Annotated in this window: 14 protein-coding genes; 5 read left to right on the top strand and 9 right to left on the bottom strand. The window is 65.5% G+C overall.

Annotated features, from left to right (window positions below):
• Positions 1 to 66: 66 nt before the first annotated feature.
• Entirely contained in the window at positions 67 to 1842 is a 1776-nt protein-coding gene (gene recJ / locus AQZ52_RS09415) for a single-stranded-DNA-specific exonuclease RecJ (protein ID WP_067908878.1), read from the bottom strand.
• A gap of 207 nt (positions 1843 to 2049) precedes the next feature.
• Between recJ and AQZ52_RS09420 the strand changes: the two genes are divergently transcribed.
• From AQZ52_RS09420 to AQZ52_RS09435, 4 genes are all read left to right on the top strand, one after another.
• On the top strand, positions 2050 to 3339 hold the full coding sequence (locus AQZ52_RS09420; protein WP_067908880.1) for a hypothetical protein: 1290 nt from the start codon (positions 2050 to 2052) through the stop codon (positions 3337 to 3339).
• Positions 3340 to 3358: 19 nt separating this feature from the next.
• On the top strand, positions 3359 to 3838 hold the full coding sequence (locus AQZ52_RS09425) for a flavodoxin family protein (protein WP_067908883.1): 480 nt from the start codon (positions 3359 to 3361) through the stop codon (positions 3836 to 3838).
• Between the two features lie 113 nt (positions 3839 to 3951).
• Positions 3952 to 4686, top strand: coding sequence for a hypothetical protein (locus AQZ52_RS09430; protein ID WP_156424836.1), 735 nt, complete (start codon positions 3952 to 3954; stop codon positions 4684 to 4686).
• Between the two features lie 64 nt (positions 4687 to 4750).
• Complete coding sequence (locus tag AQZ52_RS09435; RefSeq protein WP_082697744.1) at positions 4751 to 5284, top strand: AHH domain-containing protein; 534 nt, start codon at positions 4751 to 4753, stop codon at positions 5282 to 5284.
• On the opposite strand, the gene AQZ52_RS09440 is transcribed toward AQZ52_RS09435, so the two are convergent.
• From AQZ52_RS09440 to leuA, 3 genes are all read right to left on the bottom strand, one after another.
• Positions 5281 to 6258, bottom strand: coding sequence for an NAD(P)H-dependent flavin oxidoreductase (locus AQZ52_RS09440; protein ID WP_067908889.1), 978 nt, complete (start codon positions 6256 to 6258; stop codon positions 5281 to 5283). The two genes, AQZ52_RS09435 and AQZ52_RS09440, sit on opposite strands and share 4 nt — an antisense overlap.
• Positions 6259 to 6345: 87 nt before the next feature.
• A complete protein-coding gene (locus AQZ52_RS09445) occupies positions 6346 to 7404 on the bottom strand; it encodes an amidohydrolase family protein (RefSeq protein WP_067908893.1) in 1059 nt (352 codons plus the stop codon).
• 512 nt (positions 7405 to 7916) lie between these two features.
• A complete protein-coding gene (leuA, locus tag AQZ52_RS09450) occupies positions 7917 to 9587 on the bottom strand; it encodes a 2-isopropylmalate synthase (RefSeq protein WP_067908895.1) in 1671 nt (556 codons plus the stop codon).
• Between the two features lie 196 nt (positions 9588 to 9783).
• Here leuA and AQZ52_RS09455 point away from each other — a divergent pair, with 196 nt between their 5' ends.
• Positions 9784 to 10923 carry an epoxide hydrolase family protein gene (locus tag AQZ52_RS09455; protein WP_067908897.1) on the top strand — a complete coding sequence of 380 codons (1140 nt, stop codon included), beginning with the start codon at positions 9784 to 9786 and terminating at the stop codon, positions 10921 to 10923.
• A gap of 45 nt (positions 10924 to 10968) precedes the next feature.
• Here the strand turns inward: AQZ52_RS09455 and AQZ52_RS09460 are convergent, their stop codons facing one another.
• From AQZ52_RS09460 to ilvB, 5 genes are all read right to left on the bottom strand, one after another.
• Positions 10969 to 11622, bottom strand: coding sequence for a YceI family protein (locus AQZ52_RS09460; protein ID WP_067908898.1), 654 nt, complete (start codon positions 11620 to 11622; stop codon positions 10969 to 10971).
• 71 nt (positions 11623 to 11693) lie between these two features.
• Entirely contained in the window at positions 11694 to 11972 is a 279-nt protein-coding gene (locus AQZ52_RS09465) for an I78 family peptidase inhibitor (RefSeq protein WP_067908901.1), read from the bottom strand.
• Between the two features lie 133 nt (positions 11973 to 12105).
• Positions 12106 to 13125, bottom strand: a complete 1020-nt coding sequence (gene ilvC / locus AQZ52_RS09470; RefSeq protein WP_067908904.1) for a ketol-acid reductoisomerase — start codon at positions 13123 to 13125, stop codon at positions 12106 to 12108.
• Between the two features lie 41 nt (positions 13126 to 13166).
• Positions 13167 to 13694: an acetolactate synthase small subunit gene (gene ilvN, locus AQZ52_RS09475; RefSeq protein WP_067908907.1), complete on the bottom strand. Its 528-nt coding sequence runs from the start codon at positions 13692 to 13694 to the stop codon at positions 13167 to 13169.
• 175 nt (positions 13695 to 13869) lie between these two features.
• On the bottom strand, positions 13870 to 15618 hold the full coding sequence (gene ilvB, locus AQZ52_RS09485) for a biosynthetic-type acetolactate synthase large subunit (protein ID WP_067908913.1): 1749 nt from the start codon (positions 15616 to 15618) through the stop codon (positions 13870 to 13872).
• Positions 15619 to 15796 lie beyond the last annotated feature (178 nt).

Here is a 15796-nt window from a genome sequence, read left to right on the forward strand (position 1 = left end):
GGCCCTGTGCCGGATTGGTCAACCCCTCACTTCGGCACTTTGTGCGCATGACCAAAAGGGGTGGGGTCAGTCGGCGAAGGCGGCGTCTTCGACATGGAGTTCCGCTGCCGGCCGGCTGCCCCAGTCGTCGATCTTCGCGCGGCCTGCGAGCCAGAACGCGCGGCCGCGCGCGCCGTGGAGCAGGGCCTGGCCCATCTCGGTCTCGGCCGCGCGGAAAGCCATCGCCTTGAACGAGCGGCCATCGGCTCCGCCCGCGATCATCCGCACGTGGTCTGCGCCGACCACATCGCATTTGATCAGGCGCACCGGGCCTACGGCGACGCGGGGCCCCGGCCAGCCCATGCCGAAGGGACCTGCCGCCTCCAGCGTCTCGACAAGATCGGGGGTGAGCCCGCCGGGGGCCAGCGACAGGTCAAGCAGCAGCGACTGGCTCTGCCGCGCGAGGGCGACATCGCGGGCGAGGCGTTCGTCGAGCCAATCGGCAAGCCGCTCCGTGCCGCCGGGTGCAACAGTGAGGCCGCAGGCCATGGCATGGCCGCCGCCCGCGAGGAGGAGGCCTGCAGCCTTGGCGGCAATGATCGCGGCGCCAAGATCGACACCCGGGATCGAGCGGCCCGAGCCCTTGCCGTTGCCTTGGGTGTCGCCGTCCTCGGCAATCACGAGCGTGGGCCGCCCGGTCTTTTCCTTGATCCGCCCGGCCACGATGCCGATGACGCCGGGGTGCCAGCCGGGCCCGTGGACCACGACGACGCTGCGGTTGTGCTGCGCCAGGACTTGCGCTTCGGCGGCTTCCTGCACGGCCTGTTCGATCGCGCGGCGCTCGTCGTTGAGTTCGGATAGGCGCGCGGCAATGCTGCGGGCCTCTTCCTGGTCCGATGTGGTGAGGAGGCGTACGCCCAGCCCGGAATCGCCGATGCGCCCCGCCGCATTGATGCGCGGGCCCAGCGCGAAGCCGAGATCGCTGCAGGTGGGCGCGCGGGTGAGGCGGCTGGCATCGATCAGGGCGGCGAGGCCCACATTCGCGCGGCGTGCCATGATCTTCAGGCCCTGCGCGACGAAGGCGCGGTTGACCCCGCGGATCTGCGCGACGTCGGCAACGGTACCGAGCGCCACGAGATCGAGCAGGCCCATCAGATCGGGCGCGGCGGATGCACCCGCAAATCCGCGCGCGCGCAAGGTCCGCAAGGTGGCGACAGCGAGCAGGAAAGCCACGCCGACTGCGGCCATGTGGCCGTGGGTAGCCGCCTCGTCGGCCTCGTCAAGCCGGTTGGGATTGACGAGGGCGGTGGCCGGAGGCAGCTCTGCATTGCACTTGTGGTGGTCGACCACGATAACATCGACGCCCTCGTCCCGGGCGGCACCCAGCGCTTCGTAAGCCATCGCGCCGCAATCGACGGTGACGATGAGCTGCGCGCCCTCGCGCGCGAGCTTGACGAGCCCTTCGGCGGACGGGCCGTAGCCTTCGAGCAGGCGGTCCGGGATATAAGGCCGCGCCGGCACGCCGAGGCTGGCGAGAAAGCGGATGAGCAGCGCGGCGCTGGTCGCGCCGTCAACGTCGTAGTCGCCATAGACCGCGATCGCTTCTCCGCCGGTGATCGCATCGGCAAGGCGCGCGGCAGCCTTGTCCATGTCGTTGAACAGCGAGGGATCGGGCAGGAAATCGCGCAAGGTGGGGCGGCGGTGGCGCTCAAGATCGTGCCGTTCCACGCCGCGCGCCAGCAGCAACTGGTCAACCAGGCCATCGAGCTGGCCAAAGCCGCCGCCGGAAAGGTCCATGTTGCCGCCGCGCCAGCGCCAGGCAAGGCCGGACAGCGAACAGGTGATGGCGGTGACAGGGATCATGCCTGCGGCGCTAACCGATCACGGCGGTGCGGGGAAGGGCAGCGCGGCTACTGCCCACATTCTGCTGCAAACTGTGCGCTTTATCATCGCAGTGACGCAGTTCGATTGACAGCATGGCACCCAGTATGGTCGCATCAGAAACAAAAGAAAACCGGTCGCGCCAGCAGAACGAGGTCGAGTCCCGACCTGACAGAGGGGTTTGAGCTGATGACCAATAGCACCTTGCGCCTGCTTGCCGTGGCAGGCGCCGCAACCGTGGTTGTAGCCGGTTTTTCGATTGCGCAGACCGCGGCGCCTGTCGCGCGTTACGAAATGCGCGCCGGGACCACGTCCGGACTGATGGGCGGCATGGCCGGCATGAAGGGCGGCGGCATGGGGGCTATGATGGGGATGGCCTTCGGAGGCGGCAACCGCAACGCGCCTCAGCACGAGCTGTGGCTGGAACTGGGATCGAGCCGGATCCCGGCCGGCGGTCCGCCCAAGGCGGATCATTTCATGCCGGCCGGCGCCAAGCTCGGGCTTTCGGTGCCGCTCAAAACGCCGGTCAAGGTGCCTGCTGGGCCGGAAGAACCCCCGGAAAAGCGCGATTTCAAGCGGCCCAAGGGGCGGATCCTAATTTTCTGGGGCTGCGGCGAGCATGCCCCGGCCGGTCAGCCGGTGATCATCGATTTCGCCAAGATCGCCGCTGGGCAGATGCCTCCGGGGCTGTGGACCAGCAACGTACCGATGGAGCGCCGCGTTTCCTACGCCAGCAGCAAGACCTATGGTTCATGGCCTAACGATGAGGGCAAGACATCGGTCCGGACCGACAGTTCGCTGATCGGCGCGCACAAGGTGGCGGGCAATTACACGCCCGAGATGAACTTCACCCTGACGAAGGACTTCATGGGCGCACTGCGGACCTCGACCTATCCGCAGCCCAGCGGCGCAACCCTGTTGCGCTGGAATCCGCTGCCTGATGCCACCGGCTACCACGTCTCGCTGATCGGCGGGAAGATGGAGAAGGGCGGCGAGATGGGCGACATGGTCTGGTGGTCATCCAGCATGACGCGGGAATTCGGCGGCGGATTGTCTGACTGGCTTTCGCCCGCAACCGTGGCGAGGCTGGTAGCGGCAAGGACAGTGCTCGCGCCTGCGACGACGACCTGCATGGTACCAGCCGAGGTCAAGGCGGCTGCGCCGCAGTTCCAGATGGCGACCCTTTACGCCTATGGTCCGGAGGAGAGCTTCGCCTATCCCCCGCGTCCGGCCAATCCGAAAACGCCGTGGAAGCCGGAATGGACCGCCGACATCCGGCACCGGTCGATGACCGGCTTTCTGATGGGAATGCCGGGAATGGACGAGGCGGCTGCGGGCAATGACCGCAAGGAAAGCGACCAGAAGGCGCAGTGCCAGCCCAAGCCCAGGAAGCGCGGACTTGGCGGGTTTGGCGGCATGATCGGCGGCGCGCTGGGAGGCGTGGTGGGCGCGGTGGGCGGCTCCGGAGATGGCTGCTGAGTTTGGACAACCCCGCCACATGTTGCTGATTGTCTGGCACAGCCGCACGGGTGCTGCCCGTGCTATGGCCGAGGCGGCGCTGCGAGGAGCAGAGGCCGAGGGCGCAGTGTGCCTGCTGGCGGCTGCCGAGGCGACGCCGGCGGATCTGCTGGCCGCAGCGGGCTATCTGTTTGTGTGCCCGGAAAACCTTGGCACGATGAGCGGGGCGATGAAGGAGTTCTTCGACCGCACCTACTACCCGCTGCTCGGGGAGATCGAAGGCCGCGCCTTTGCCACGGCTATTGCAGCAGGATCGGATGGATCGGGCGCTGAGCGGCAGATCGAGCGCATCGTGACCGGATGGCGCCTGCGGCGAATCGCGGAAGGGCTCACCGTCAATCTTGGCGCACAGACGCCCGAGGCGATCCTTGCGGCCAAGACCGTCCCAGACGATGCGCTCAAAAAGTGCCACGATTTGGGACAGTCTTTTGCGGCCGGTCTCGCGATGGGTGCATTCTAGCATGGTGACCGGTGGGGATGGTCCGATTCCGTGCCGGTTTTGCCGCACGGGACTCGACGATGGCCTTACATTCGTGTCTCAGACGGACCGGATGTGAGGGAGCATAGCTGGTGGTGATCGAGCGTGCTGGAGGGCGACAGCCCCTTGCCGCGCTGCTGTTTGGCCGGAATGACCGGCCGACCGTGGATGCGCTTGCGGCCCTCGCCGCTGGACCCGAAGGGTTTGCCCTGCTCAACACCGGGCTCGCCCCGCAAGGCACGGCGGAGCTGCTGCGCGATGGGCTCACTTTCGATCTTGCAGGTCTTGCTCCGGCTCTGCCACTCGACGTGCCCGCGGTGGCTCACCGTGTGGCTTTACCCGGCGATTTCAACCTTTCCGAGCTCGAAGCCATATGGTTCCAGGTCGGGCCCCATCTGGCCGGCGCAGAGAACCTGCTCCCCGTGCTGCGCGTCGCAGCGGCGATCCTTAAGCACCTGACCCGGATGGACCAACTTGCGGCCATCGTCTGGCGGCCGGCGCGGGTCGTCATGTCGCCGGCCTGGTTTGCCGAGGCCATCGGTGTCTGGCTGGCTGGTGGTCCGTTCCCGGCGCTTGCACTTACCGCGCTCGCCCGCAGCGAGAAAGGCCTCGCGAGCGAGGGCCTTGATTTCCTGATCGGGCAGGAATTCGTGCTTCACGCGCGCACCGGCGCACCGAGCCGGGAGGACAGCCGGATCGCAGTGCGACTGACCGACTGGCTCGTCGCGCATGGCCGTGTAGACAGCGCGCGCGAAGTGGTGCTGTCCGGCGTTGGCGCGGTTTGGCTGGAGCCGGACGGACACAACAGGCTTAACGCAGTAACCAGATAGGCATACGATACTTGCGAGCAACGAGTTAAGGCGCGTCGGTCAGCATGGTGGCATGGTGCCTGCCATGCCCCTGGTTCGGGGACAGATCCCCTTCCGCTCGGTCAACTCACCGGGAAAGCCGGGCTATACACCCGGCTTGCAGCGGCACCATCTCCTGCCGCGGGCGTTGCTGAACCGGCGCGCATTCACCCGCATGATCGGCTCGCTGACCCCGGACCGGATCGGGTTCCACGATTTCCGGGCCAATGGAATGCTGCTGCCCGCGACCGAAAGCGGGGCGCTGCGCATCGGGTTGCCGCTGCACCGCGGGCCGCACGGCACCTATTCGGAAATGGTGACCGAGCGGGTGGGGCAGATCGAGGGCGGCTGGAGCCGGACGCGCCGCTATGATCCGGAACTCGCGAGCATGGAGGCGCTGATGCGGCTCGATCTGCTGCAGCGCGCACTGCGGCGGCGCCTGCTCACCCCGCCAAAGGGCGAGGAGATCGTGCTCAATCAACGCGATCCGGCGCTCGTTCAGGCCGACCAGTCGCTTGATTACAGCCATCTCGACCGCATGGCCGAGATGCTGTGGGAAGCGACGCAGAGCCGGCTCTAGAGGAAAGGCGCGCTATCTGCGGAGAGGCCGGCGGCGGCTTCGCGGTACTGCGCAGTAAGCGTCGCGACGCGCTCGGCTACGGACTCGACCTTGTCGACTGCACCGATGCCCTGGCCCGAACCCCAGATGTCCTTCCATGCCTTGGCCTCGGTGTTGCCGCCCGAGCCGAAATTCATCTTGGAGGGATCGCTGACCGGCAGGTTGTCCGGATCGAGCCCGGCCTTGACGATGGAGCCGCGCAGGTAGTTGCCGTGCACCCCGGTGAAGAGGTTCGAATAGACGATATCCTGCGCGCGGCTTTCCACGATTTCCTGCTTGTAGCCTTCAGCGGCGCGAGCCTCTGCCGTCGCGATCCACGCGGAGCCGATATAGGCGAAATCAGCGCCCAGCGCCTGAGCTGCAAGGATCGAGCGGCCATGCGCGATAGCGCCCGAAAGCGCGACGAGGCCATCGAACCACTGGCGGATTTCCTGCATCAGCGCGAAAGGCGAAAGCGCGCCGGCATGGCCGCCCGCGCCGGCAGCGACGGGGATCAACCCGTCTGCGCCCTTTTCGATCGCCTTGCGGGCGAAGCGGTCGTTGATCACGTCATGCAGCACGATGCCGCCCCAGCGGTGCGCGGCCTGATTGATATCCTCGCGCGCGCCGAGCGAGGTGATCAGCATGGGGACCTGCCACTTTTCGCAGAGCGCCATGTCCTCATCGAGGCGGTTGTTGGTCTTGTGGACGATCTGGTTGACCGCGAAGGGCGCCGCCGGGCTATCCGGATGATCGCGGTTGTGCGCGGCGAGCGTCTCGGTAATTTCGTGCAGCCATTCGTCGAGCTGGCTGATCGGGCGCGCGTTGAGCGAGGGGAAGCTGCCGACGATGCCCGCCTTGCACTGCGCGATGACGAGTTCGGGGCCGGAAATGATGAACAGCGGCGAACCGATGACAGGCAGGCGCAGGTTCTTGAACAGCGGGGGAAGCGGCATCCTGAAAGCTCCATTTTAAGCGAGCGGTTAAACGGGCTTTAGCAGGAGAAGCGGCGCTGTCAAACAACAGCGCCGCTCCCTTTGAGGTCAGGCCGCGAGAACGTGCTCGATGCCGTAGAACCGCGCCGCGTTGCCGGCGAAGAGGGCGTGCTTTTCCTCGGCCGAAGCGCCGTGGGCGAGGCGCTTGAAGGTGTTCCACAGCACCGGATAGGTCGCGCCCCAGCGGTCGACCGGATAGTTGCTCTCGAACATGCCGCGCTCCGGCCCGAAGGCATCGATGCAGGTCTCGATATAGGGGCGCCACATCGCCGCGAGAGTTTCCGAGCCGATGCCTGCCGCCGGGCCCTGCTCGGGCATGGCGCAGAAGGCCATGGCGAGGCCGCCGAGCTTGACCGAGACATTCGGGCACTTCGCCAGTTCGCGGATATTCTCGCGCCACACATCGAAGCGTTCGTGGAGCTTGCCCTTGTAGCTCGCGGTGCCGAGCGGGGTGCCGCAGTGATCGAGCACGATGGGTTGATCCGGGAAGGCGCGGGCGAGGCTGATGACATCGGGGAGCTGCGGTTCGAGCAGCCAGGCATCGAAGGTGAGCCCCATCTTGGCGAGGTGCCTGAACCCGGCACGGAAAGCGTCGCTGGTGTAGAGACCGGCTGGCGCATGGAACGGAGGCCCGAGCACTTCGGGATCGGCATCCCACGCGGCCTGGTGGCGGATGCCCTTGAAGCGGCCGTTTCCGGCGGCGATGAGGGCTTCGAGGACAGGCTCCGCGCCGTCGCCCAGGGTCATGTCGGCGTGGCCGATGATGGCGGCGCAGGGGCGGTAGTTGCCGTAGAGCCCGCTCGCGCCTTGTGCGGCGACGCCGTTCACGAACTCGACCTCACCGACCGGCTTCAGGGCCTGTTCGGCACCAGTCTGGTAGAACGCGCCGCATTCCATAAACACAGTGCCGACCACATTGTGCCCGCTGTGCGTATCGGCGTGGAGCGCATCGAAGGTGTAATAGGCGGCCGGAGCCAGCGTTTCGACGAACGGATGCAGCGGCTGAGGAAACGAGGCGACCAGCGGGCGCAGATCCCACAGATGGTGGTGCGGGTCGATTATGGGCAGATCGGGTTCGATGATGGCTTCGATGTGGGCTTCTGGCATGGCTCTCTCTCAGGCTCGGCCTCTTGCGGGCACGCAGCAAGAGTATGCAGCTTGGGGCGGGAAAGGGAAGGGGGGCAACCCGCCGCCCTTGTCATTCGTTCCTGCCCTCTCGTCATTCCCGCGAAGGTGGGGGCTAGCGGAGAGGTTGACACGGTTGACACTGTCCAGAGGGAAATGTGCCATTCTCGGAAGATTGGTCTCTATTGTGCTGATTTCAAGTAATAATTTGCGGAAATGCGTCCTGCATCTCGCGTGGAGCGACTAGCGCGCGTTTCATGAATTGGTTCGCCGCGCGCGGCTGGCCTGCCGGCCCGGACGCGATGGGCCGACCGGATGCGGCCTTGATCGGAACAACGGTTCAAAGAACGTTGCCGAGAATGCCCGAACCGGCGGTCTGTAGGAAAGGCGTTTGTGGGGAGAGGGCGTACCCCTCCGTCAGCGTTTCGCGCTGCCACCTCCCCATTTGTGCCCTTCGACAAGCTCAGGCCAAAAATGGGGAGGAACCTGGCGGGTCAGCCCGCCGCGTTCGCCGCGCTGAGGATCGCCCGCACGCTTGCCGTGGCGACGTCTTCGTCGATGCCGACGCCCCAGATCACCTTGCCATCGGGGCCGGTGCATTCGACGTAGGCGGCGGCGCGGGCGTCGCTGCCGGCCTGGAGGGCGTGTTCGGCGTAGTCGCGTACGTCGATGGCGATGCCGAAGCCGTCCTTGAGGGTGGCGACGACCGAGGAAATGAGGCCGTTACCGCGGCCCGAAACCGAGCGGACTTCACCATCGACAGCGATCTTGCCCGCGAAGACGCGGGTGCCGTCCGGCGCGCGCGCTTCCTCGTAGTCGACCAGCTGCAAGCGCTGCTCTTCGCCGAGGTGGTAGGTCTTCTGGAAGACGGTCCAGATGTCCGCCGCCTGCAGTTCGCGGCCCAGTTCGTCGGCGAGCTCCTGCACGTGGCGTGAGAAATGCGCCTGCATCTTCTTGGGGAGCTTGAGGCCCTGGTCCTGTTCGAGCACCCACGCGAAGCCGCCCTTGCCGGACTGCGAGTTGACGCGGATGACCGCCTCGTAACTGCGGCCGAGATCGGCGGGATCGATGGGGAGGTAGGGGACGGCCCAGAGTTCATCATTCTGGGTCTCGCGCGCGGCAAAGCCCTTCTTGATCGCGTCCTGATGGCTGCCGGAGAAGGCGGTGAAGACCAGTTCGCCGCCATAGGGATGGCGGGGGTGAACGGGGAGCTGGTTGCAGTATTCGACGGTCTGGATGACCTTGTCGATATCCGAGAAATCGAGGCCCGGATCGACCCCTTGCGTGTACATGTTGAGCGCGACAGTGACGAGGCAGCAATTGCCGGTGCGCTCGCCGTTGCCGAACAGGCAGCCCTCGACGCGGTCCGCACCCGCCATCAGGCCGAGTTCGGCGGCAGCGACGCCGGTGCCGCGGTCGTTGTGAGTGTGCAGCGAAATGATCGCGCGGTCGCGGTTCGGCAGGTTGCGGCAGAAATACTCGATCTGGTCGGCGTAGATATTGGGCGTCGCCGCCTCGATCGTCGCGGGCAGATTGAGGATGATGGGCTTGTCGGTGGTCGGCTGGAGGATTTCCATCACCGCTTCACAGCATTCGATGCTGAAATCGAGCTCGGCGGTGGAGAAGGTCTCCGGGCTGTACTCGAAGTGCCAGTCCGTCTGGGGGAAACGCGCGGCCTGATCGCGCAGGAACGTGGCACCGGTGCGGGCGATTTCCTTGATCTCGGCCGGTTCCATGCCGAACACGACCTTGCGCCACAGCGGCGAGACGGCGTTGTAGACGTGGACGATGGCCTGCTTCGCCCCGGCAAGGCTCTCGAACGACGTCTTGATCAGGTCTTCGCGCGATTGCGTCAGCACTTGCACGAAGACGTCATCCGGAATGCGGCCCTGATCGACGAGGCCGCGAATGAAATCGTACTCCGTCGCGCCTGCGCTGGGGAAGCCGACCTCGATTTCCTTGAGGCCGAGGCTGACGAGCAGATCGAAGAAGCGGGCCTTCTTGTCCGCATCCATCGGATCGATCAGCGACTGATTGCCATCGCGCATATCGGTGGAGAGCCAGCGCGGCGCATGGGTGATCGTGCGGCTGGGCCACTGGCGGTTTTCCAGCGGAACCTGCGGGAAGGGACGGTACTTGACCGAGGGATTTTTCAGCATGGACATGGGATGGCTTTCGGATCTGGCAATTGCGACTTCATGACGGAGAGACCCTTGGGCGCTAAAGGCGCGCCGGATGGCCGCCTCTCTTCACGCCCAAGGGCGGGTAAGTCGCAGGGTAAGGTCCGACGTGGCGATCATGCTTTTAGCCTATGGTGAAAGGCGCCGCGCTTGTCCAGAATGAATGCAAAGGGAGAGAACCATGTCCGAAGCTGTCGAGCCGTTTCCGTATCATGTTCCGCAGGCGGTGCTGGATGATTTGCACGCGCGGATCGACATGGTGCGCTGGCCCGAGAAGGAGGCGGTGGACGATTGGACGCAAGGGGTGCCGCTGGCGGCCTTGCAGGATTTCGTGGCCTATTGGCGGCACGACTATGATTGGCGGCGGTGCGAGGATTGGCTCAATGGCCTGGGGCTGTGGACCACGACCATCGACGGGGTGGCGATCCGCTTCCTGCATCTGAAGTCGAAGCATGCGCATGCCGTGCCGCTCATCATGACGCATGGGTGGCCGGGCTCGATCCTCGAGTTTCGCGGGGTGATCGATGCGCTCACCGATCCGGAGGCGCATGGAGGCAGCGCGGCGGATGCCTTTCATCTGGTGATCCCCTGCCTGCCGGGCTTCGGCCTCTCGGGCAAGCCGGACAAGCACGGCTGGGGCGTCGAGAAGATCGCAAGAAGCTGGGGCGTGCTGATGGCACGGTTGGGCTATGATCGGTGGTTCGCGCAAGGGGGCGACTGGGGCTCGATCGTGACGACGCAGATCGGCATCCAGGCGATTGCAGGCTGCGCGGGGATCCACCTCAACATGCCGATCGCGCGGCCGCTGCCGGAGGATATGGCGAACCCATCCTCGGCGGAACTGAAGGCGCTGGGCGCGCTCAAATACTATCAGGACTGGGATTCAGGCTATTCCAAGGAGCAATCCACCCGGCCGCAGACGATCGGCTACTCGCTGGTCGATTCGCCGGTGGGGCTGGCAGGGTGGATCTACGAGAAGATGTGGGCCTGGACCGACAACGAGGGCATGCCGGAAAGCGCGCTGAGCCGCGATGCCATGCTCGACAATATCATGCTGTACTGGCTGCCGGCGGCAGGGGCGAGCTCGGCGCGGCTCTATTGGGAGAGCTTCGGCAGCGCCGGCGGCGGGGACATCGCGATGCCGGTGGCGGTGAGCGCGTTTCCCAAGGAAGTGCTGCCAACCCCGCGCAAGTGGATGGAGCGGCACTGCGCGCAGATCGTCCACTGGGGCGAGATGGCGAAGGGCGGGCATTTTGCCGCGTGGGAGCAGCCCGAGGCGTTTGTCGGCGAGCTGAGGACGGCGTTTGCGCTGATGCGGTAACAACAGCGGTGAGGGGCGGCGGCGCGGTCGCCGCCCCTTGCGCGCTTACTTCTTTTCGAAGGCGATGGTGATGTCGAGCTTCACCTCGTCGCCCACGAGCGGGGCGAAGAAGCCGAGGCCGAAGTCGGTGCGCTTGATCTTCGATTGGCCGTGGAAGCCGATGGTGTTGGCCTTGTTGAAGAAATTGACGCCCGCGCCGGAGAACTGCGCGGTGAATGTGGCGGGCTTGGTGATGCCGTTCAGGGTCAGGTTGCCCTCGACAGTGGCGCTCGCGCCGTCCGCACCGGGGATGACCTTGGTCGAAACGAACACCGCGTCGGCCGCATTGGGCCCGAAGAAATCGGGCTTGGCGCCATCAGCGCCCGGCTTGAGCAAGTGCCCGGTCAGCGCCTGATCGACCGTGACGACCTTCGAGACCGGGATCGTCGCGGTGAGCTTCGTGGCGGCGAGGTTGGCCGGATCGAGCGTCATCGAGCCGCCGAGCTGGCCGAACAGGCCGAAATAGTCGTTGAAACCGAGGTGGTTGACGCGCCAGGCGATCATCGAATGGGTGGCATCGACGCTGTAGGTGCCGGCGGTGACGCGCGACTTGTCGAGCGCGCCGGGGGGCGTGCTGGGCAGCTGCGAGAACGAGGGCACAGCCAGCGCGACGAGAGCGAGGGGAAGGGCGAGCTTGGCGGCGCGGGGGAAGGCTTTCACAGGCGGTCTCCGATCAGGCGATTGACCGGATGGCTGCCACAGCTGCGTGCCGGATGGCAAGCGAGTCGCGTTCAGCCGCACCGAATGGCGGCGATGCGCCCGTTTTCGTCGAGAATCACGTTGAGGCGCTGCGGGTTTGCATCGAGCGTGATGGCTTGCCCGAGGGCGATCCAGCGGACGGGATGATCGCGGGCTATCTGCTGCACCGTGCGGCGGACCTGATCGACCGCCATCGCACCAATGAAGCGTGCCGTAAGGGAAAGCTGGCAAGTGTCGGGGGCAGGGGCTTCCGCGCGCACGCCGCCGAGCGGCAGAAGCGCAAGCGCTGCCGCGCCAAGGCAAAATCTCATGCTGGTATTTTCCCCGATACTTCGAAAATGGAGGTATCGGGTTTGCGACTGCCTCGCAACTGCCAATGGGCGGGCGGGGTATGTCGTTCGTCGAAAGGGCGAGCCTGACAAGGCCCGCCCTTCCGGAGACAGATCAGTTCTTCGACTTGTCGACCAGCTTGTTGGCGCCGATCCACGGCATCATCGCGCGCAGCTGGGCACCGGTCTTCTCGATCGGATGGGCTGCGGCGGCCTTGCGGCTGGCCTTGAGTTCGGGCTGGCCGGCGCGGTTGTCGAGCACGAAGTCCTTCACGAAGCGGCCCGACTGGATGTCGGCCAGAACGCGCTTCATTTCCTTCTTGGTCTCGTCGGTGATGATGCGCGGACCGGTCTTGATGTCGCCGTATTCGGCGGTGTTCGAGATCGAGTAGCGCATGTTGGCGATGCCGCCTTCATAGAGCAGGTCGACGATCAGCTTGGTTTCGTGCAGGCACTCGAAATAGGCCATTTCCGGCGCGTAGCCGGCTTCGACCAGCGTTTCGAACCCGGCCTGGATGAGGTGGGTGATGCCGCCGCACAGCACGGCCTGCTCGCCGAACAGATCGGTCTCGCACTCTTCCTTGAAGTTCGTCTCGATGATGCCCGAACGGCCACCACCGACGCCGCTCGCGTAGGCGAGGCCAACGTCATGCGCGTTGCCGGTCGCGTCCTGATGGACGGCGATGAGGCAGGGAACGCCGCCGCCGCGCACGTATTCCGAGCGGACGGTGTGGCCCGGGCCCTTGGGCGCGATCATGATCACGTCGATATCGGCGCGCGGTTCGATCAGGCCGAAGTGGACGTTGAGGCCATGCGCGAAGGCGAGCGCGGCGCCGGGCTTGAGGTTGGCGTGGATATCCTCGGCGTAGATCGCGGCCTGGTGCTCATCGGGCGCGAGGATCATGAGGATATCGGCCCACGAGGCGGCTTCGGCGTTCGAGAGGACCTTGAATCCGGCGCTTTCCGCCTTCTTCGCGGTGGCCGAGCCGGCGCGCAGCGCGATGGCGACGTCCTTGACGCCGCTGTCACGCAGGTTCTGCGCATGGGCGTGGCCTTGCGAGCCATAGCCGAGCACGGCGATCTTCTTGTCCTTGATCAGGTTCAGATCGCAATCGGCGTCGTAATAGACCTTCATTCTTCGTTCCGTTCTCTATGTCGTTGAAAAGGAATAGGGTGTTAGGCGGCCTCCGCGCCCCGGATCATGCCGACGATACCGGTGCGGCCGACCTCGACGAGGCCGAGTTCCTTCATCAGGCTGACGAAGCTGTCGATCTTCTCTGGCGCGCCGGTCAGTTCGAAGACGAAGCTGCCGGTGGTGGTATCGACGACCTTGGCGCGGAACACATCGGCAAGGCGCAGCGCCTCGACGCGGTTCTCGCCCTTGCCGGCGACCTTGATCAGCGCCAGTTCGCGCTCGACGTATGGGCCGACTTCGGTGAGATCGACGACCTTGTGGACGGGCACGAGGCGTTCGAGCTGGGCGCGGATCTGGTCGATCACTTCGGGCGGGCCGTGGGTGACGATGGTGATGCGGCTGACATCGTGGCCATCGGTGATATCGGCCACCGTCAGGCTGTCGATGTTGTAGCCGCGCGCGGTGAACAGGCCGGCGATCTTAGCGAGAATGCCCGCCTCGTTGTCGACGGTGATGGTGAGAACGTGGCGCTCTGCAGCGGCGGTCTCAGGATTCTGGCTTGTCGTCATTTGGGGCTCGGCAGTTCGACGGTGACCGAATGCGTTGGCATCGGTGCCGTGATAATGATCAGAAAGGACGTGGCCGCTGCGGCGGACCACGCAAAGTCCCTGCGCCGGAAATCCCGGATGCAAAACGCGAGGCAGATCGCCGCCGCGCCCAAGAGCAGGAACGGTTGGTACGCCATCACACCAGCGCCTTGGCGGCATCGTCCATCGTGCCGGAGACCTGATCGCCGTAGAGGATCATGTCGGTGTGCGCCGCGCCGCTCGGGATCATCGGGTAGCAGTTCACTTCCTTGGCAACGAGGCAATCGACGAAGACCGGACCCGGGTGGTCGATCATCGCCTGGATGCCGGCATCGAGCTCGCTTTCATCGGTGATGCGGATGCCCTTCCAGCCATAGGCTTCGGCGAGCTTCACGAAATCGGGCAAGCTGTCCGAATACGAGTTCGAATAGCGGCTCTCGTAGGTCAGTTCCTGCCACTGGCGGACCATGCCCATCCATTCGTTGTTGAGCACGAAGACCTTGACCGGCAGGCGGTACTGCGTGGCGGTGCCGAGCTCCTGGATGTTCATCTGGATCGAGGCATCGCCCGCGATGTCGATCACGAGGGCATCGGGGAAGCCGACTTGCGCACCGATGGCGGCAGGCAGGCCATAGCCCATCGTGCCGAGGCCGCCCGAGGTGAGCCACTTGTTGGGGCCGGAGAAGTGGAAGTACTGCGCGGCCCACATCTGGTGCTGGCCGACTTCGGTCGTGATGATCGGATCGTGCTTCCGGGTCAGCTCGTAAAGCCGCTCGACCGCATATTGCGGCATGATGGCTTCCTTGCGGTGCGGGTAGGCAAGCGATTTGCGCGCGCGCCAGCCATCGATGCGGGCAAACCATTCGGTGAGGTCGTTCGCCTCGCACTTGGTCTCGTTCCAGCCCGCGATCAGCTGCTGCAGGACTTTCGCGCAATCGCCGACGATGGGGAGATCGGCACGGACGGTCTTGTTGATCGAGGCGCGATCGATATCGATGTGGATGCGCTTCGAATTCGGCGAGAAGGCATCGAGCCGGCCGGTCACACGGTCGTCAAAGCGGGCGCCGATGGCGACGATAAGATCGGCGCGGTTCATCGCCATGTTGGCTTCATACGTGCCGTGCATGCCGAGCATGCCGAGCCAAGCTGGATTGTCCGCCGGGAAGGCGCCGAGGCCCATGAGCGTGGAGGTGACGGGCGCGCCGGTGAGCGCCTGCAACTCGCGCAGCAGGGCGGCCGCTTCGGGCCCGGAATTGATCACGCCGCCGCCGGTGTAGAAGATCGGTGCCTGCGCGGCGGCGATCATCTGCACGGCCTGTGCGATATCCTCGCGCGCGCCTTCTACCTGCGGCTTGTAGCGCGTGCGTGTATGCGCAGGCTTGCCGGTCCATGGCGCGAGGCCGATCTGGACGTCCTTGGGAATGTCGATAACCACCGGGCCGGGGCGGCCTTCGGTGGCGATGCGGAAGGCTTCCTCGACAACTTCGCCGAGCAGGCCCGCCTCCTTCACGAGGTAGTTGTGCTTGGTGCAGTGGCGGGTGATGCCGACCGTATCGCATTCCTGGAACGCGTCCGAGCCGATCAGGCCGGTGGGTACCTGACCGGTGATGACGACCAGCGGGATCGAATCCATAAAGGCATCGGCAATGCCGGTGACGGCATTGGTCGCGCCCGGGCCCGAGGTGACGAGCACGACGCCAGGCTTGCCGGTGGCGCGCGCATAGCCTTCGGCGGCGTGGGCCGCGCCGGCTTCGTGGCGGACGAGGATGTGGCGGATACGCTCATCACCGAACAGGGCATCGTAGATCGGCAGCACCGCGCCACCGGGATAGCCGAACACGCATTCGACTCCCTGTGCGACAAGGCTTTCGACCAAGATTTCCGCGCCGCTGCGCTCGCTCTTCACGTGTCGTTCCCTTTCCGGCCCGGCGCGCCCTGCTGGGCCTTTTCCGGATGCCGCTGCGAAGCGGGCGCGTTAGCCGCGCTGCCGCGCTGTTCAAACCAAAATCTGCCCGTCAGCGGGCCTGAACCCGCCAAAACCCGCAAAAAATGCGGCCCGGGGCAGAGGCAGACTGCACCGGGCC

This window comes from Novosphingobium fuchskuhlense (assembly GCF_001519075.1).
GTDB classification, from domain to species: Bacteria; Pseudomonadota; Alphaproteobacteria; order Sphingomonadales; family Sphingomonadaceae; genus Novosphingobium; species Novosphingobium fuchskuhlense.

What these genes read in the sequence shown, in the direction of transcription:
- AQZ52_RS09465 (WP_067908901.1), bottom strand. Translation starts at nt 11,972, where the DNA reads ATGAGATTTTGCCTTGGCGCGGCAGCGCTTGCGCTTCTGCCGCTCGGC.
- AQZ52_RS09420 (WP_067908880.1), top strand. Translation starts at nt 2,050, where the DNA reads ATGACCAATAGCACCTTGCGCCTGCTTGCCGTGGCAGGCGCCGCAACC.
- AQZ52_RS09435 (WP_082697744.1), top strand. Translation starts at nt 4,751, where the DNA reads ATGCCCCTGGTTCGGGGACAGATCCCCTTCCGCTCGGTCAACTCACCG.
- recJ (WP_067908878.1), bottom strand. Translation starts at nt 1,842, where the DNA reads ATGATCCCTGTCACCGCCATCACCTGTTCGCTGTCCGGCCTTGCCTGG.
- AQZ52_RS09440 (WP_067908889.1), bottom strand. Translation starts at nt 6,258, where the DNA reads ATGCCGCTTCCCCCGCTGTTCAAGAACCTGCGCCTGCCTGTCATCGGT.
- AQZ52_RS09455 (WP_067908897.1), top strand. Translation starts at nt 9,784, where the DNA reads ATGTCCGAAGCTGTCGAGCCGTTTCCGTATCATGTTCCGCAGGCGGTG.
- leuA (WP_067908895.1), bottom strand. Translation starts at nt 9,587, where the DNA reads ATGTCCATGCTGAAAAATCCCTCGGTCAAGTACCGTCCCTTCCCGCAG.
- AQZ52_RS09425 (WP_067908883.1), top strand. Translation starts at nt 3,359, where the DNA reads ATGTTGCTGATTGTCTGGCACAGCCGCACGGGTGCTGCCCGTGCTATG.
- AQZ52_RS09445 (WP_067908893.1), bottom strand. Translation starts at nt 7,404, where the DNA reads ATGCCAGAAGCCCACATCGAAGCCATCATCGAACCCGATCTGCCCATA.
- ilvN (WP_067908907.1), bottom strand. Translation starts at nt 13,694, where the DNA reads ATGACGACAAGCCAGAATCCTGAGACCGCCGCTGCAGAGCGCCACGTT.
- ilvC (WP_067908904.1), bottom strand. Translation starts at nt 13,125, where the DNA reads ATGAAGGTCTATTACGACGCCGATTGCGATCTGAACCTGATCAAGGAC.